We start from the raw sequence: 16,375 nt of genomic DNA, 5'->3' as shown, positions 1-16,375 counted from the left end.
CGCAGTGAAGGTCATAGCCCGGTGAGCCACTCAGCACATCCCGCCGGACCGAGCCACGGGCACCCGCTGCCCACGGTGGAGCCGGTGATCACGCCGCCCGATCCGGCGGTGCTCAACCCGCGGATCTGGCCTGTCAACGTTTCCCGGCAGGCCGGTGAGCTGGCGGTCGCCGGCCTGCCCGCCACCAGGCTGGCCGCCGAGCACGGCACCCCGGTGTTCGTCCTGGACACCGAGGACCTGCGCGAGCGGGCCCGGACGTACGCCACCGCCTTCGAGGGCGGCGACGTCTACTACGCCGGCAAGGCCTTTCTGTGCACGGCGGTCGCCGGCCTGCTCGCCGGGGAGGGCCTGGGCATCGACGTCTGCACCGCCGGGGAGCTGGCGATCGCGTTGCGGGCCGGCGTCGATCCGCAGCGGCTGGCGTTGCACGGCAACAACAAGTCGGTCGAGGAGCTGCGGCTGGCGGTCGAGGCCGGCGTCGGGCGGATCGTGCTGGACAGCTACCTGGAGATCGACCGGCTCGCCGAGCTGGCCGGCGGCGCGGGCGTGCGTCCCAAGGTGCTGATCAGGGTGACCGTCGGCGTCGAGGCGCACACCCACGCGTTCATCGCCACCGCCCACGAGGACCAGAAGTTCGGCTTCTCACTTGCCACCGGCCAGGCGCAGGCCGCGGTGGCGGGGGTGCTGAGCCGTTCGGAGTTGGAGCTCGTCGGCCTGCACTCCCACATCGGCTCGCAGATCTTCGACACCGGTGGTTTCGAGGTGGCCGCGCACCGGGTGGTGGGGCTGCTGGCCAGGATCCGGGACCAGCACGGCCTCGAGTTGCCCGAGATCGATCTGGGCGGCGGCCAGGGGATCGCCTACGTCGACGGCGACGACCCGCAGCCGGCGGCCGAGGTCGCCGCCCGGCTGCGCGAGATCGTCGAGCGGGAATGCGGCCTGGCCGGGCTGGCGGTGCCGCGGCTCTCGGTCGAGCCCGGCCGGGCCATCATCGGCCCGTCGATGCTCACCCTGTACGAGGTCGGCACCGTCAAGGCGATCGAGCTCGACGGCGGCCTGGTGCGCAACTACGTCTCGGTCGACGGCGGCATGAGCGACAACATCCGCACCGCCCTCTATGACGCCGACTACACCGTGGTGCTGGCCAACCGGATCAGCAGCGCGCCGCCCCAGCTGTCCAGGGTGGTGGGCAAGCACTGCGAGAGCGGTGACGTGGTGGTGCGCGACTGCTGGCTGCCCGCCGACCTGGCGCCGGGCGACCTGCTGGCAGTGGCCGCGACCGGCGCCTACTGCTACGCGATGTCCAGCAATTACAACCGGATTCCCCGTCCGCCGGTGGTGGCGGTGGCCGGCTCCCGGTCCGAGGTGATCGTGCGACGGGAGACCCTCGAACAGCTGATGGCCAACGACGTCGGCTGGGGCTGGGCGTCCTCGCCCGCGGGCCAGCCGGCTTCCGCGCCGGTGGCGTGGCCGGCCGGGCAGCCCTCCAGTGGCATCCGGGTCAGCGGGTGAGCCAGCCCAGGCCGATCCGCCTCGCCCTGCTGGGCTGTGGCGTGGTCGGCTCCGCGGTGGCCCGGCTGCTCGCCGAGCAGTCGGGCGATCTTGCCGCCCGGGTGGGAGCGCCGCTGGAACTGGCCGGCATCGCGGTCCGCCGCCCCAACCGGCACAGCGGCATCGACCCGGCGCTGCTGACCACCGACGCCGCCGCGCTGGTGGCCCGGGAGGACGTCGACATCGTCATCGAGGTGATCGGTGGTATCGAGCCGGCCCGGAGCCTGGTGCTCAGCGCGCTCAAGTCCGGCAAGAGCGTGGTCAGCGCCAACAAGGCGCTGCTGGCCGAGGACGGTGCCAGCCTGCATGCCGAGGCCAGTGCCAACGGCCTCGACCTGTACTACGAGGCAGCGGTCGCCGGAGCGATCCCGCTGCTGCGGCCGCTGCGGGAATCCCTCGCCGGTGACCGGATCACCCGGGTGATCGGCATCGTCAACGGCACCACCAACTTCATCCTGTCGCGGATGACCGCCAGCGGCGTCGGGTTCTCCGAGGCGCTGGCCGAGGCGACCGCGCTCGGGTACGCCGAGGCCGATCCCAGTGCCGACATCGACGGCTTCGACGCCGCCGCCAAGGCCGCGATCCTGGGCGGCCTGGCCTTCCACACCCGGATCACCGCCGCGGACGTGCACCGCGAAGGGATCAGCGACGTCACCGCCGCCGACGTGGCCAGCGCCGCGGCGATGGACTGCACGGTGAAGCTGCTGGCGATCTGCGAGCGCAGCGGGACCGTCGACCGGCCGTCGGTCGCGGTCCGGGTCCATCCGGCGATGATCCCCACCTCGCACCCGCTGGCCGGTGTGGGCGATGCCTTCAACGCCGTCTACGTCGAGGCCCAGGCGGCCGGTTCGCTGATGTTCTACGGCCGCGGGGCCGGTGGCGAGCCGACCGCCAGCGCGGTGTTGGGAGACCTGGTCGCGGTGGCCCGCAACCGGCTCAGCGGCAGTCGCGGGGCGGGTGAGAGCGCCTATGCCGACCTCGCGGTGCAGCCGATCGGCGAGGTGCTGACCCGTTACCACGTCGCCCTGGACGTCGCCGACCGTCCGGGCGTGCTGGCCGCGGTCGCGGGCGCGTTCGCCGACAACGGGGTGAGCATCCAGACCGTGCGGCAGGAGGGGCGCGGCGACGCGGCCACCCTGGTGCTGGTCACCCACGTCGCGCCGGACGCCGCGCTCGCGGCGACCGTGCGCCGGCTGGCCGCATACGATTTCATTGGCCGGGTGCGCAGCGTGATGCGGGTCGAAGGCCTTCCTTCGGACTGAGATCGGCTCCGGCCACCGGCGGCCGGAGCGGGCTCGCGGCTACCCGGGTTCCAGCGGCAGGAGGAGTAGGCGGAGATGGCCGGACGGCAGTACACCAGTGGCCCGCGGGCGACGGCATGGCCCGGGCTCATCGAGGCCTACCGGGACCGGCTCCCGGTGACCGCGCGCACCCCGGTCGTGACCCTGTACGAGGGCGGCACCCCGCTGGTGCCGGCCGCCGCGGTGTCGGCCCTGGTGGATGCCGAGGTGTATCTCAAGGTCGAGGGCGCCAACCCGACCGGCTCCTTCAAGGACCGGGGCATGACGGTGGCCATCTCCAAGGCGGCCGAGTCCGGTGCCAAGGCGGTGATCTGCGCCTCGACCGGCAACACCTCCGCGTCGGCGGCGGCCTACGCCGTACGGGCCGGCATGGTGTGCGCCGTGCTGGTTCCGCAGGGCAAGATCGCGCTCGGCAAGATGGCGCAGGCCCTGGTGCACGGCGCCCGCCTGCTGCAGGTCGACGGAAACTTCGACGACTGCCTGGAACTGGCGCGCAAGCTTGCGATCGACTATCCGGTCGCGCTGGTCAACTCGGTGAACCCGGACCGGATCGAGGGCCAGAAGACCGCCGCCTTCGAGATCTGCGACCTGCTCGGCCGGGCACCCGACTTTCACTGCATACCGGTGGGCAACGCTGGCAACATCACCGCCTACTGGAAGGGCTACCGGGAGTACCTTGCCGATGGCCTGATCGAGAATACCCCTGCAATGTATGGGTTTCAGGCTGCCGGAGCAGCTCCGATAGTGCTCGGTCAACCGGTCGCCAAGCCGATCACGATCGCCACCGCGATCCGGATCGGCAACCCGGCATCGTGGCTGCAGGCCGAGGCGGCCCGGGACGAGTCGGCCGGCCTGATCGACTCGGTGACCGACAAGGAGATCCTGGAGGCCTACCGGTTGCTGGCCCGCAAGGAAGCGGTGTTCGTCGAGCCTGCCTCGGCGGCCAGCGTCGCCGGTCTGATCAAGTCGGCCCGGGCGGGCCGGCTGCCGACCGGCGCCGTGGTTGTCTGCACCGTCACCGGCAATGGCCTGAAGGACCCGGAGTGGGCGATCTCCGGGGCGCCGGCTCCGATCACCATCCCGGTGGACGGCCACGCCGCGGCGATCGAGCTCGGACTGGCCTGATGCCCGCGCCGTTCACCGCAGCCACCGTCACCGTGCGGGCGCCGGCAACCAGCGCCAACCTCGGGCCCGGCTACGACAGCTTCGGGCTGGCGCTGAGCTGGTATGACGAAGTACGGGCCCGGGTGCGCAGCGCAGGGCTGGACGTCCGGGTCAGCGGCGCCGGCGCCGGCGAGCTGGCGCTGGACGAGGCGCATCTGGTGGTCCGAGCGATGCGGGCCGCCTTCGACCGGCTCGGCGTCCAGCCGCCCGGGCTGGAGCTGGACTGCTACAACGACATCCCCCACGGCCGCGGCATGGGTTCCTCGGCGGCCGCCATCGTCAGCGGCATCGAGCTGGCCCGGAGCCTGAGCATCGGCGGCCGGACCCGGCTGGACGATGCCGAGGCGCTGGCGCTGGCCGCCGAGCTGGAAGGGCATCCGGACAACGTCGCGGCGTGCCTGCTCGGCGGGCTGAGCATCGCCTGGCTGGCCGACGGCCGGGGCAACGCGGTGCGGGCCGCGAGCGCCGAGCAGCTGGCTGCGCTGGGGATCCGTCCGGTGCTGTTCATTCCGGCGGAGCAGTCGGCCACCAGGGCGGCCCGGGCGGTGCTGCCCGAGCAGGTGCCGCACGCCGACGCGGCCTTCAACGCCGGCCGGGCCGGCCTGCTGGTGGTGGCGCTGACCGGCCGCCCGGAGCTGCTGCTGGCCGCCACCGAAGACCGGCTGCACCAGGGCTACCGGGCTGCAGGCATGCCGGCCGGCGCCGCGCTGATCACCGCGCTGCGCACCCGCGGCATCGCCGCCGCCGTCTCCGGCGCCGGGTCCTCGGTGCTGGCGTTCGCCACCGGCGAGCAGTCCGAGGCGATCACCGAGTTGGCGCCGCCGGGCTGGGAGTGCGCCGTTCTCGAACCCTCCTCCGGCGCCCGTACCTCGACCTCCTGAGGTGCCGGCGGGGCACTCCTGAGGGCCTCCGCGACCCGGCCCGGCAGACCGGAATAAGACACGCCCTGCCCTGTGTTGGCGCACTGAGCAGCTTGCGTCTACTCTTAGTCCATTCCTCGCGTGACCACGGTTGTGCCAGCTACGCGACGAAGCAGCCCGAAGAGCCTGCGCGGACGTTCCAGAATCGAAATCTCAGTCAGAATCCACTGATAGTTCGAGCTGGGTGCCCTGGAACAAGTCCGTTCCGACCTCGGCTGCGAGTTTCTGATCGGTACATCGATCAGCCCGGCGATACCCGCCGACCTAACACCGGTGTGCGTCTGACCGAAAAGAGACGTACAACCACTCGGAAGGATCCGAAACCACCGTGACCGATACCCAGGACCAACTCCTAGTCCTGCCCAGCACCGAGTCAACCGACGGCGGTGCCAACAACGCCGCTCAGGAGCGCGCCAAGCGCCGTTCCGGTTCGCTGACCTCGATGTTGCTCCCTGAGCTGCAGGCGCTGGCCGGCTCGATGGGCATAGCCACCGGCAAGATGCGCAAGAGCGACCTGATCGCCGCCATCGAGAACGCCAAGCGGCCGCAGAGCAGTTCCAGCAGCGCGCCGGCGGCCCGCCAGAGCGCCGCGGCTGACGCTCCGGCGGCAAAGACCCCGGCCGCGGCGGCGGCCCAGGCCGCGCCTGCCCAGGCCGCGCCCGCCACCCGGACCCGTCGCTCGGCCACCCGGGCGGCCACCAACACCCAGCCGGCTACGACCGATCAAGGCGTCGAGAGCCAGCCGAGCGCGCCCGTCGTGACCGTGCCGCTGGCCGTTGACGGCAGCGGCTCCGACGGCAGTGCGAGCGGGCCGGACAACGGCGGCAGCTCCGACAACGGCAGCATCCGCCAGGCTGAGCGTGGCCGTTCCCGCGACACCGGCCGCAACCGCGACGGCCAGGCCCGCGACGCTCAGGCCCGCGACGGCCAGGCCCGTGACGGCCAGGTCACCACCCGGGAGTCCAACGGCCGGGACGGCCAGGTCACCACCCGGGAGTCCAACGGCCGGGACGGCTACGCCCGCGACGGCCAGGCCCGCGACGGCCAGGCCCGCGACGGTGGCCAGGTCGGCACCCGGGAATCCGCCGGTCGGGACGGCAACCGTGACGCCAACGGCCGTGACGGCAACCGCGACTTCAATGGCAGAGACGCCAACGTCCGTGACGGCAACCGTCAGACCCGGGACGCCGGCCAGCGTGATCGCAACCAGAGCGGCCCGAGCAACAACGACGACGACGACGAGTTCGGCGCGGGTCGCCGGCCGCGGCGTTACCGCGACCGCAGGGGACGGACCCGCGACCGTGTCGAGTCCTCCAACAGCGGTGGCGCCCGCAGCGACATCGAGCCGACGATCTCCGAGGACGACGTCCTGGTACCGGTGGCCGGCATCATCGACAACGTCGATGACAAGGGCTCGTGGTTCATCCGGGTCAGCGGGTACTTCGCCAGCTCCGATGACGTCTACGTCTCCAACACCCATGTCCGCCGGTACAACCTGCGGCGCGGCGACGCGGTGACCGGAGCGGTGCGCCAGGCCCGGGAGGGCGAGCGCAAGGAGAAGTTCAACCCGCTCGTCCGGCTGGACACCGTCAACGGCGTCGACCCTGAACGGGTCCGCAACCGGGTCGAGTTCACCAAGCTCACCCCGCTGTACCCGCAGGAACGGTTGCGGCTGGAGACCGAGCCGCACATCCTCACCACCCGGGTGATCGACCTGGTCATGCCGATCGGCAAGGGGCAGCGCGCCCTCATCGTCTCCCCGCCCAAGGCGGGCAAGACCATGATCATGCAGGCGATCGCCAACGCCATCGCGACCAACAACCCCGAGTGTCACCTGATGGTGGTGCTGATCGACGAGCGGCCTGAAGAGGTCACCGACATGCAGCGCTCGGTGAAGGGCGAGGTCATCGCCTCGACCTTCGACCGCCGCCCGCAGGATCACACCATGGTCGCCGAGCTTTCCATCGAGCGCGCCAAGCGGCTGGTGGAGATGGGCCACGACGTGGTGGTGCTGCTCGACTCGATCACCCGGTTGGGCCGCGCGTACAACCTGGCCGCTCCGGCCTCCGGGCGAATCCTGTCCGGTGGTGTCGACTCGACCGCGCTGTACCCGCCGAAGCGGTTCCTGGGCGCCGCCCGCAACATCGAGGACGGCGGCTCGCTGACCATCATCGCCTCGGCACTGGTGGAGACCGGCTCCGCCGGTGACACGGTGATCTTCGAGGAGTTCAAGGGAACCGGCAACGCCGAGCTGCGGCTGGACCGCAAGATCGCCGACAAGCGGGTCTTCCCGGCTGTCGATGTGGATCAGTCGTCGACCAGAAAAGAAGAGATCCTGCTGTCGCCGGACGAGCTGGCCGTGGTGATCAAGCTGCGCCGGGTGCTGCACGCCCTGGACCCGCAGCAGGGCATCGACCTGCTGCTGGACCGGTTGCGCAAGACCCGGACGAACATCGAGTTCCTGATGCAGATCGCCAAGACGACTCCCGGCGCCGACGACCGCTGAGCCTGCGATGGCAGCCGGCGCCGCTGCCGGCCCGGCACGCTCGCCGGGCTGGGTGTTCGCCAGCGCGGCCCAGCGCAGGCTTGCGGTACTCGCGGCGGCGCTCGCCGTGATCGCCTCGGTGATCGCTGTCAACGCCGCTCGCACCCACCCCGAGCGCCGCATCGTCACGGTGACCACGCCGGCCCCGCCGGCCGCGGTGACCGTCGATGCCACCGGCTGCCCGGTCCAGGCCGAGTGCCGGGTGCAGCAACGGGCGACCGGGTTGGACGCCGCGTTCATCAGGGCATTTCCGGCCGGCCAGGTGCTCAACGTCCAGGCCACCCTGGACCTGCGCACGAACCGCAGCTACCGAACGTCCCTGATCGGCCTGATCGAGGAGGGGTCGTCCTCGACGGTGAGCCTGACGGCGCAGTGCGTGCCCGGCGCACCGCGGCCCACACCCCGGCTGGATCGCGCCAGCACCGCCCACATCGACCTGGCAGGCAACAGCGTCATCGAGTTCCGCCAGCTCAGCGTGCTGGTGCCCGGCCGGCCCGGTTGCGGGGTGGCGCTGCTGCTGCGCACCCGCGGGTCAGCCCCCCGGTTCCAGGATTCCGCCCTGCGGTTGGCGCGTGACCCCGCCGTGCAGCTGTTGCCATGAACCGGCAGCGGATCAGCCGGCGTCCACCGGACTGGACCGAGTCGGTGGTGATCCGGTCCTACGAGGGCCCGCTGGCCGACCCCGACCCGCCGGCACTGCTCTCACCCGCGTTGCCGGCCGCCCCGGTCGGCCTGCCGCGGCTGGTGCCGGCCTGGCTGGTGGCAGCACCGGTCCCGGGTCATCGTGGTGACCAACCGGGTGCAGCCGTACTACTCCGCCGGGTCCGACGCGGCCGGTTGCCCGATCCTGTCCCGCTGCCGGGTGGTACCTGACCTCGCCCAGCCGCTGACCGGGGTGGCCCGGCAGCTGTTTCCCAACGCCACCGTGCTGAGCTTGGTGTCGGTGGTCGAATCTCGCGGCGGCCGGACCGTGCAGACCAGCATCGTGCTGCGCACCCCGTCCGGCATCGAGGTCTCGGCCAGCGCCCAGTGCGTGCCAGGCGCCGGTCCGGTCACCACCCGGGCCGCGTCCCTGCCGGCGGCGGGTCCCGCCCAGGCTGACTTCGTGGTGGCCGGCGCGCCCGGATGCAGCGTGGCGGTGGCCGCCCAGATCCCGCGGGCGGTACCGGTCCCGCTGGCCCAGCTCCAGCAACTGGCCGCTGATCCGCAGGTCCAGCTCGACCCCTAGCTGCTCTGCCCGACGAGTGGCGGGTGGGCCAGCGCCCGGCCGGTGACCGGATCGAAGACGTGGGCCCGGGCAACGTCGAGACACACCTGCACGGTGCTGCCCGGCGTCACCGGCGCCGAGCGGGCGAACCGCGCCCGCAGCTGGGCGCTGCCGAGCAGCAGATCGGCAGGGTCGGCATCCGGCGCCCGGACCGGTGGCGCGGCGATGCTGAGACTGGCCAGGACGTCGGGGCCGGTGTGCTCGGCGCGCACCACCGTCGCAGGCAGCGGCGGCAGCGCCGGGTCCATGTCCACACCGTCGGTGCGGGGGTAGGCCCGGACGTCCTCGACCCGCAGGCCCAGCACCACCTCGCGCCCGACCAGCTCGCGCAGCGCGTCGGGCACCGGGCTCCACAACGGCAGCACCCGGGCGCCGACCCGGAAGCCCGAGCCGCCGCTGCCGGTCACCAGCCGGGCCGGCAGCAGGCCGATCGGCACCGAGCCCAGCAGCCCGGCGACGAACAGGTCCACCGGCTGGTCGTACAACTGCGCCGGTGACCCGAGCTGCACCAGGACGCCGTCGCGCAGCACCGCCACCCGGTCGGCGATCGCCAGCGCGTCGGACTGGTCGTGGGTGACGTAGAAGGTGGTCACCCCGCTGCCCTTGACCACCTCGGCGAGGTGCCTGCGCATCTGCCAGCGCTGGCCGGCATCCAGGTGGGCCAGCGGCTCGTCCAGCAGGAAGGCAGCCGGAACCCGGGCGATGGCCCGGCCGATGCCGACCTGGCCGCGCTGGCCCGGCGACAGCTGGCTCGGCAGCCGGGACAGCAACCTGCGCAGGCCGAGCCGGCGAGCCTGGATGGCAACCTGCTCGGCGATCTCGTCGGCCGGTCGGTGGCGCACCCGCAACCCGAACGCCAGGTTCTCCGCGACGTCGAGGGTCGGCACCAGGCTGGACTGCTCGAACACCATCGCCAGGTCCCGGGCGTGCGGCGGCAAGCCGGTGACCGGCCGGTCCCGGATCAGCACCCGGCCGCTGCGCACCTGCGCCAGGCCCGCGATCGCACGCAGCAGCATCGTCTTGCCGCTGCCGGACGGGCCGAGCACCACCAGAAGCTCGCCGTCCTCGGCGAGCAGGCTCAGCCGGTCGAGCACCACCCGTTCACCGTCGGCGCCCGGCAGCACCACGGTGGCCTGGTCCAGGCCGGTGACGCTCACCCTCAGTCCTGGTGGGCGGCTCGCCGGTACACCCGGCACTCCCACGGCCGCAGCAGCAGCGAGGTCGAGTCGGCAACCGCGGGGTAGTTGCCCAGCAGCAGCTCCGCCGGCGCCCAGTCGGAGGCATCCGGCAGCCCGACCGCAGCGTCCGCGCCGGTGAAGTTGCCCAGTACCAGCCAGACCTCGGAGCCCAGCCGCCGGGTGAAGGCATAGACCTGCTCGTCCTGGGGCAGCAGCATGCTGAAATCGCCACGGGCCACGATCGAGTGGCCGTGGCGCAACGCGATCAGCTTTCGGTAATGGTGATAGACCGAATCCGGATCGGCGAGTTCAGCCTCGGCGTTGATCCGGCGGTAATTGGGATTGACGCCGATCCACGGCTCGGCCGAGCTGAAGCCGGCGTGGTCGCCCGCCGTCCACTGCATCGGGGTCCGGGCGTTGTCCCGGCTCATCCGGCGTAGCGCTGCCAGCACCTCGCTGTCCTCCGGCGTGCTGCCGGGCCCGCTGCTGGCCGGTGCCGGGGTGGGAGCCTGGTCCTCCAGCGGATCGCCGACCACCGGCTGGCGCGAGCCGTCGCCGGCCACCGCCGCGGCGTAGTAGTTCAGCGACTCGATGTCCCGGAAGTCCGAGATCCCGCTGAACACGGCGTTCGTCATGCCGAGCTCCTCGCCCTGGTAGACGTAGGGCGTTCCGCGATGCAGGTGCAGCACGGTGGCCAGCATCTTGGCCGACAGCACCCGGTACTGCTCGCTGTCATCGCCGAAGCGCGAGACCACCCGCGGCTGGTCGTGGTTGTTCCAGTACAGGCTGTTCCAGCCGACGTCGGCCAGCCCCGCCTGCCAGCGGCCGAAGCTGGCCTTGAGATCCACCAGCCTGAAGCCGGTGGGATGGAACTTGTCGATGCCCTGGTCCAGTTGCACGTGCTCGAACTGGAACACCATGTCCACCTCGTGCCGGTCCGGGTCGGTGAACAGCCGGGCCTGCTCCACGGTCACGCCGGGCATCTCGCCGACGGTGAGCAGCTGTGCCTGCCGGCCGGCGAACACCTCCCGGTTCATCTCCTGCAGGAATTCGTGAATGCGCGGCCCGCAGATGTAGAACGGCGAACCGTCGCCGTGGCCGCCGGCTCGGATCGGTCCGTCCGGCAGCCGCGGGTCCTTGGAGATCATGTTGATGACATCCATCCGGAAGCCGTCCACGCCGCGGTCGAGCCACCAGCGCATCATGGCGTACACGGCGGCGCGCACCTCGGGATTCTCCCAGTTCAGGTCGGGCTGCTTGCGGGAGAACAGGTGCAGGTAGTACTCGCCGCTGGCCTCGTCGAACTGCCACGCCGAGCCGGAGAACGCCGAGCCCCAGTTGGTCGGTTCGGCACCCGGCGCGCCGGCGGCCATGCCCGGGCGCGGGCCCCGCCACCAGTACCAGTCCCGCTTGGGATCGCCCGGACCGCGACGGGACTGCTGGAACCACGGATGCTCGTCGGAGGTGTGGTTGACCACCAGGTCCAGCACAAGTTTCATGCCCCGCCGGTGCACCTCGTCGAGCAGCTGGTCGAAGTCGGCCAGCGAGCCGAACACCGGGTCGACGTCGGTGTAGTCGCTGATGTCATAGCCGGCGTCGTCCTGCGGCGAGGGGAACATCGGCGACAGCCAGAGCACGTCCACGCCGAGCTGGCGCAGGTGGTCCAGGCGCGCGACGATGCCGGCCAGATCACCGATGCCGTCACCGCTGGCATCGCAGAAGCTGCGCGGATAGATCTGGTAGACGACGGCAGACTGCCACCAGGTGGCCCGGCTGCTGGCCATGGCGGCCTCCCGACGCTCGTCCGAACTCGACCCGAACCACGCACTCGGGATCGAATCGGGCCGGGAGTCGAACATACCTCCGGCGAAACCGCGCGGCCGCTCTGCCGCTGATCGGTTGCGCGGTCCTAGACTCAGGCGGTGGTCAATCGCGAGGTGGGGGGACCGGCGCTCGATACCGACCAGCCGCTGTCCTGGCGCGTGCCTCCGTACCAGCCGGCCCTGCTGATGCTGGTGGTGTGCGCGGTCGCTGCCCTGAACATCTACGCCCACCCGTCGCAGACGGTGCGGGCGATGACCCTGGTGCTGGGTGCGGCGGTGCTGGCGGCGGCCGTCCTCACGCTGCGGATGTACCTCGGAGTCGATGCCGACGGCGTCATCGTCCGCTACCTCGCACGGCCGGTCTGGCTGCCCTGGTCGCAGCTCTCCCGGGTGGAGGTGGTGTCCGCTGTTCGCGGGTCCGATACGGTGCGTCTGGTACGGCACGACGGCAGCTATGTCGACGTGCCGCCGTCGCTGCTCCAGCCGTCTGCGCCCACGTCCAAGCCACGGGCGCTGGCACGGCTGAACGGCATCGCACGCCAGATCGAAACCCGTCGGCCACGACAGGTCTGACGTGATCAGGACGAATGTGATGAGACTGAAGTCGAGGAGGTAACAGTTACGTATCTTTGCCTGGTCGGCACTCCGCACGGAGTGCCTTCGATGCCATTCTCAAACAGCCTGTAAGCGCTTAAGTATCATCGTCGGAAGGACAGTCTTAATGAGTCCAAAGGTCGCCCTAGGTGCGGTCTCCCTGCTCAGTGCGGCCGTAGTACTGGCTGGCTGCGGCGGGGGCAATGACAACAAGGGATCGGGTACCACGTCGGGTAATGCCGGAAAGGGCCCGATCACGTTCGTCACCGGCAAGGACAACAGCGGCCTGATGCCGCACCTTGCCGAGGCATGGAACGCCAAGCACCCTGATGAGAAGGTCACGGTAAAGCAGCAGTCCGACCAGGCCGACCAGCAGCTGTCCGACCTGCAACAACACTTCCAGGCCAAGGACCCCGGCTACGACGTGGTGACCGTCGACGTCGTCTGGACCGCGGAGTTCGCGGCCAAGGGCTGGCTGACCCCGCTCACCGGCAAGAACGCGATGGACACCAGCTCGCTGCTCGGCCCGACCGTCAAGGCCGCCACCTACAACGGCACCCTGTACGCGGCGCCCTACGCCTCTGACGCCGGCCTGCTGTACTACCGCAAGGACCTGGTCCCCAAGGCGCCCACCACCTGGGACGAGATGATCGCCGCCTGCCAGGGCAAGACGTCGCCGACCATCACCGGCCCGAAGCCGGCCTGCTACGCCGGCCAGTTCGCCAAGTACGAGGGGCTGACGGTGAACGCCTCCGAGGCGATCAACTCCGCCGGTGGCCAGATCGTCAAGGAGGATGGCAAGACGCCGAACCTGGAGACTGCCGAGGCCGCTAAGGGCCTGGAGTTCCTGGTCAACGGCTTCAAGCAGGGCTACATCCCCAAGGAGGCGCTCGGCTTCCAGGAGACCCAGAGCCTGAACGCCTTCCAGGCCGGTCAGCTGCTGTTCATGCGTAACTGGCCCTACGCCGACGCCATCCTCGCCGGCACCGGTTCCAAGGTGGCCGGCAAGTTCGACATCGCGCCGCTGCCCGGTCCCAACGGCCCGGGTGCCTCGAGCCTCGGCGGTCACAGCGTCGCCCTCAGCGCGTACTCCAAGAACCAGGGCACCGGCCTGGAGTTCCTGAAGTTCATCCAGTCCCCGGAGATCCAGTCCTACAACCTGACCCAGGGTTCGCAGGCGCCGGTCATCGCCTCGCTGTACGACGACCAGGCCCTGATCAAGAAGTTCCCGTACCTGCCCGTGTTGAAGAAGGGCATCGAAAACGCGATCCCGCGTCCGGTGACCCCGTTCTACCCCGCAGTGACCGAAGCCATCGAGACCAACGCCTATGCCGCTCTGCAGGGCACGACCTCGGTGGAAAGCGCCCTGAAGAGTCTTCAGGCGGCTATCCAGTCCGCTACCGCGGGCTGACCTGCTCTACCCTTCGTGAACCGGCGGAGTCGGTTTATCGGCGATGTCGGACTCCGCCGGTTCACGGAACAGATTCCCTAGCACTGGGAAGCTGGATCCCCTTAGCACAGGGATGTCATAGCCTGAGGAGGCTTCATGACCCTCGCCGAACCCGCAGCGGGAAGTACCGCCAAGGCGTCACTGCCTGAGAAGCCGGGCCCCAAACGTAACAAGATCAAGACCGGCGAGGGGCGTCTTGCCTTCATGCTGGTCGCGCCCACGATCGCGCTGCTGGGATTGATCGTCGGCTATCCCATCATCAAAGCGATCTTCAACTCGTTCCTGTCCGACAGCCGCAAGATCGACCCGTCTACCGGGCAGTTCCAGGAACCCGGCGCCTGGACCGGACTCACCAACTACAAGCACTGGCTGCTGCAGCAGTGCCCGTCCGGCGCAGGCAAGACCATCTCCTGCCCGACCGGAACCCTGGGCTCGCAGTTCTGGAGCTCGATCAGCGTCACCGTCGGGTTCACCGTCGTCACCGTGCTGCTGGAGACCATCATCGGCATGGTCTTCGCGCTGATGATGAACCGTGCGTTCAAGGGTCGGGCGCTGGTGCGTGCCGCCATCCTCATCCCGTGGGCCATCCCGACCGCGGTGACCGCCAAGCTGTGGATCGTGATCTTCGACCCGCAGGGCATCCTGAACAAGCTGCTCGGCACCCACTTCGCCTGGACCAGCTCGCAGTGGCCGGCCCGATCGGCCATCGTGATCGCCGACGTCTGGAAGACCACGCCGTTCATCGCGCTGCTGATCCTGGCCGGTCTGCAGGGCATCAGCGCCGACATCTACGAATCGGCCAAGGTGGACGGCGCCAACGCCTGGCAGCGCTTCGTCAAGATCACGCTGCCACTGGTCAAGCCGGCGCTGGCCGTGGCGGTCATCTTCCGCACCCTGGACGTGCTGCGGATGTATGACCTGCCGGCCATCCTCACCGGTGGCGCCAACGGCACCACCACGATCTCGATCCTGGTGGTCAAGCAGCTCAACAGCGGCATCTACTCCGCCTCGGCGCTGTCCACGATCACCTTCGTGTTCATCTTCGCGATCGCGCTCGGCATGGTCCGATTGTTCAACGCCAATATCGTCGGCACCCCGGGAAAGGGCGGTAAGTGAGATGACGGCCGTCGCACACGGTTCCACCGCGGTCGAGGCTGGCACCGAGGCACCCACCACCGCCCCGAAACGGCGGTTCAGCCCTGGTGACATCGGTACCCTCGCGGTCATCGCGCTGATCATCTTCTGGTGCCTGGCGCCGTTCTACTGGATGGCGGTGCTGGCCTTCCGCGATACCGCCTTCACCTTCGACACCACGCCGTGGTTCAACCACCTCACGTTGGAGAACTTCAGGTACGCCTTCAACACCACCGACAACAAGTTCGGCCGGTCACTGTTCAACAGCCTGTTGATCGGCGCCGTGGTGACCGCTCTGGCGATGACCATCGGGGTGTTCGCCGGCTACGCGATGGCCAGGCTGTCCTTCCGGGGCAAGGGGCTGATCCTGGCCGCCATCCTCGGCGCGTCGATGTTCCCCGGCGTGGCGATCCTGACCCCGCTGTTCCAGCTGTTCGCCGGCTGGGGCTGGCTGGGCACCTATCCGGCACTGATCCTGCCGCAGATCTCGTTCTCGCTGCCGCTGGCGGTGTACACCCTGACCAGCTTCTTCTCCGACATGCCGTGGGAGCTGGAGCAGGCAGCCCGGGTCGACGGGGCCACTCCTGGTCAGGCGTTCCGGCTGGTGATCTTCCCGCTGGCCGCGCCCGCGCTGTTCACCACCGCCATCCTGGTGTTCCTGGCCTCGTGGAACGAGTTCCTGCTCTCCAGCGTGCTGTCCAACGGCAACTACAAGGTCGAGCCGTCCACGGTCGCGCTGGCCAAGTTCACCGCCGGGCCGCACGTGGTGCCCTACACCCAGACCATGGCGGCCGGCATCGTGGTGACCGTTCCGCTGGTGATCGTCGTGCTGCTGTTCCAGCGGCGCATCGTCAGTGGCCTGACCGCCGGTGGCGTCAAGGGCTGAGCCCGCACCTCGGACACTCGTCCCCGCCACCGGTCGCATCCGGTGGCGGGGACGAGTTCTTTCTGGCCGCAGCCGCCGCACCCCGCCGCCGCCCGGGCGGGGAATGCCGGCCTGGCCGCCCGCGTTTGGAGGAGCGTGGCCACGACTGGCACACTGTCTGGTTGACGACCCGGCTCCGGTTCACGTCCTGTCCCGCAACTCTCACGTAGCAGCGAGCGGGAGTACTTCCCAGGGCGACCCGGCGGCCATTGACCGGCACCGAATGCGGTGCCATGGAAGGGAACCATCGTGAAGGACGCCATTCACCCCGCGTACGTGGTCACCGAAGTGACCTGCTCGTGCGGTAACACGTTCACCACCCGCAGCACCGCCAAGACCGGCACGCTGCACGCCGAGGTGTGCTCTGCCTGCCACCCGTTCTACACGGGCAAGCAGAAGATCATGGATGTCGGCGGCCGGGTGGACAAGTTCGAGAAGCGCTACGGAAAGCGCGAGCGCACCACCGCCTAGCTACCTCGACGGCGCCCTGGGCGTGCCTCACCGGCACACCAGGGCGCCGTTT

At 70.1% G+C, this 16,375-nt stretch carries 15 protein-coding genes; 13 read left to right on the top strand and 2 right to left on the bottom strand.

Annotated features, from left to right (window positions below; translation table 11 throughout):
* Positions 1–21: 21 nt before the first annotated feature.
* The 8 genes from lysA (at position 22) to VF542_RS14355 (ending at position 8,709) form a co-directional block, all read left to right on the top strand.
* On the top strand, positions 22–1,512 hold the full coding sequence (lysA, locus tag VF542_RS14390; protein ID WP_408652393.1) for a diaminopimelate decarboxylase: 1,491 nt from the start codon (positions 22–24) through the stop codon (positions 1,510–1,512).
* On the top strand, positions 1,509–2,813 hold the full coding sequence (locus tag VF542_RS14385; RefSeq protein WP_408652392.1) for a homoserine dehydrogenase: 1,305 nt from the start codon (positions 1,509–1,511) through the stop codon (positions 2,811–2,813). Before lysA ends, VF542_RS14385 begins: the two co-directional genes overlap by 4 nt.
* Positions 2,814–2,888: 75 nt before the next feature.
* Entirely contained in the window at positions 2,889–3,977 is a 1,089-nt protein-coding gene (thrC, locus tag VF542_RS14380) for a threonine synthase (RefSeq protein WP_408652391.1), read from the top strand.
* Positions 3,977–4,897, top strand: a complete 921-nt coding sequence (thrB, locus tag VF542_RS14375; protein WP_408652390.1) for a homoserine kinase — start codon at positions 3,977–3,979, stop codon at positions 4,895–4,897. Before thrC ends, thrB begins: the two co-directional genes overlap by 1 nt.
* A 367-nt stretch (positions 4,898–5,264) precedes the next feature.
* Complete coding sequence (rho, locus tag VF542_RS14370) at positions 5,265–7,442, top strand: transcription termination factor Rho (protein WP_408652389.1); 2,178 nt, start codon at positions 5,265–5,267, stop codon at positions 7,440–7,442.
* A gap of 7 nt (positions 7,443–7,449) precedes the next feature.
* Positions 7,450–8,082 carry a hypothetical protein gene (locus VF542_RS14365; protein ID WP_408652388.1) on the top strand — a complete coding sequence of 211 codons (633 nt, stop codon included), beginning with the start codon at positions 7,450–7,452 and terminating at the stop codon, positions 8,080–8,082.
* The gene (locus tag VF542_RS14360; RefSeq protein ID WP_408652387.1) at positions 8,079–8,354 is read left to right on the top strand and encodes a hypothetical protein; all 276 of its coding nucleotides are present in this window, start codon (positions 8,079–8,081) and stop codon (positions 8,352–8,354) included. Before VF542_RS14365 ends, VF542_RS14360 begins: the two co-directional genes overlap by 4 nt.
* Positions 8,344–8,709, top strand: coding sequence for a hypothetical protein (locus VF542_RS14355; protein ID WP_408652386.1), 366 nt, complete (start codon positions 8,344–8,346; stop codon positions 8,707–8,709). The genes VF542_RS14360 and VF542_RS14355 overlap by 11 nt, the downstream gene beginning before the upstream one ends.
* Here the strand turns inward: VF542_RS14355 and VF542_RS14350 are convergent.
* Both VF542_RS14350 and VF542_RS14345 read right to left on the bottom strand, forming a co-directional pair.
* Positions 8,706–9,905: an ABC transporter ATP-binding protein gene (locus VF542_RS14350; protein WP_408652385.1), complete on the bottom strand. Its 1,200-nt coding sequence runs from the start codon at positions 9,903–9,905 to the stop codon at positions 8,706–8,708. The genes VF542_RS14355 and VF542_RS14350 overlap by 4 nt on opposite strands.
* A gap of 2 nt (positions 9,906–9,907) precedes the next feature.
* Positions 9,908–11,710: a glycoside hydrolase family 13 protein gene (locus VF542_RS14345; protein WP_408652384.1), complete on the bottom strand. Its 1,803-nt coding sequence runs from the start codon at positions 11,708–11,710 to the stop codon at positions 9,908–9,910.
* Between the two features lie 138 nt (positions 11,711–11,848).
* Between VF542_RS14345 and VF542_RS14340 the strand changes: the two genes are divergently transcribed.
* The 5 genes from VF542_RS14340 to rpmE all read left to right on the top strand — a co-directional run bounded on the left by VF542_RS14340 (position 11,849) and on the right by rpmE (position 16,323).
* Positions 11,849–12,322 (top strand): PH domain-containing protein, encoded by a 474-nt coding sequence (locus VF542_RS14340; RefSeq protein ID WP_408652383.1) that lies wholly within the window; start codon positions 11,849–11,851, stop codon positions 12,320–12,322.
* 148 nt (positions 12,323–12,470) lie between these two features.
* A complete protein-coding gene (locus tag VF542_RS14335) occupies positions 12,471–13,754 on the top strand; it encodes an ABC transporter substrate-binding protein (RefSeq protein ID WP_408652382.1) in 1,284 nt (427 codons plus the stop codon).
* 135 nt (positions 13,755–13,889) lie between these two features.
* Positions 13,890–14,909 carry a carbohydrate ABC transporter permease gene (locus tag VF542_RS14330; protein ID WP_408652381.1) on the top strand — a complete coding sequence of 340 codons (1,020 nt, stop codon included), beginning with the start codon at positions 13,890–13,892 and terminating at the stop codon, positions 14,907–14,909.
* 1 nt (position 14,910) lies between these two features.
* Positions 14,911–15,813, top strand: a complete 903-nt coding sequence (locus tag VF542_RS14325) for a carbohydrate ABC transporter permease (protein ID WP_408652380.1) — start codon at positions 14,911–14,913, stop codon at positions 15,811–15,813.
* Positions 15,814–16,101: 288 nt separating this feature from the next.
* Positions 16,102–16,323, top strand: coding sequence for a 50S ribosomal protein L31 (gene rpmE, locus VF542_RS14320; protein WP_408652379.1), 222 nt, complete (start codon positions 16,102–16,104; stop codon positions 16,321–16,323).
* The last annotated feature ends 52 nt before the right edge of the window (positions 16,324–16,375 follow it).

The sequence above is a fragment of the Jatrophihabitans sp. genome, from assembly GCF_036389215.1.
Lineage (GTDB): Bacteria > Actinomycetota > Actinomycetes > Mycobacteriales > Jatrophihabitantaceae > Jatrophihabitans_A.
This window is presented reverse-complemented; position numbering and strand designations above follow the sequence as displayed.

Coding starts and splice junctions, on each gene's coding strand:
- VF542_RS14325 (WP_408652380.1), top strand. CDS start 14,911: ATGACGGCCGTCGCACACGGTTCCACCGCGGTCGAGGCTGGCACCGAG.
- VF542_RS14345 (WP_408652384.1), bottom strand. CDS start 11,710: ATGGCCAGCAGCCGGGCCACCTGGTGGCAGTCTGCCGTCGTCTACCAG.
- VF542_RS14365 (WP_408652388.1), top strand. CDS start 7,450: ATGGCAGCCGGCGCCGCTGCCGGCCCGGCACGCTCGCCGGGCTGGGTG.
- VF542_RS14335 (WP_408652382.1), top strand. CDS start 12,471: ATGAGTCCAAAGGTCGCCCTAGGTGCGGTCTCCCTGCTCAGTGCGGCC.
- thrC (WP_408652391.1), top strand. CDS start 2,889: ATGGCCGGACGGCAGTACACCAGTGGCCCGCGGGCGACGGCATGGCCC.
- thrB (WP_408652390.1), top strand. CDS start 3,977: ATGCCCGCGCCGTTCACCGCAGCCACCGTCACCGTGCGGGCGCCGGCA.
- VF542_RS14330 (WP_408652381.1), top strand. CDS start 13,890: ATGACCCTCGCCGAACCCGCAGCGGGAAGTACCGCCAAGGCGTCACTG.
- VF542_RS14360 (WP_408652387.1), top strand. CDS start 8,079: ATGAACCGGCAGCGGATCAGCCGGCGTCCACCGGACTGGACCGAGTCG.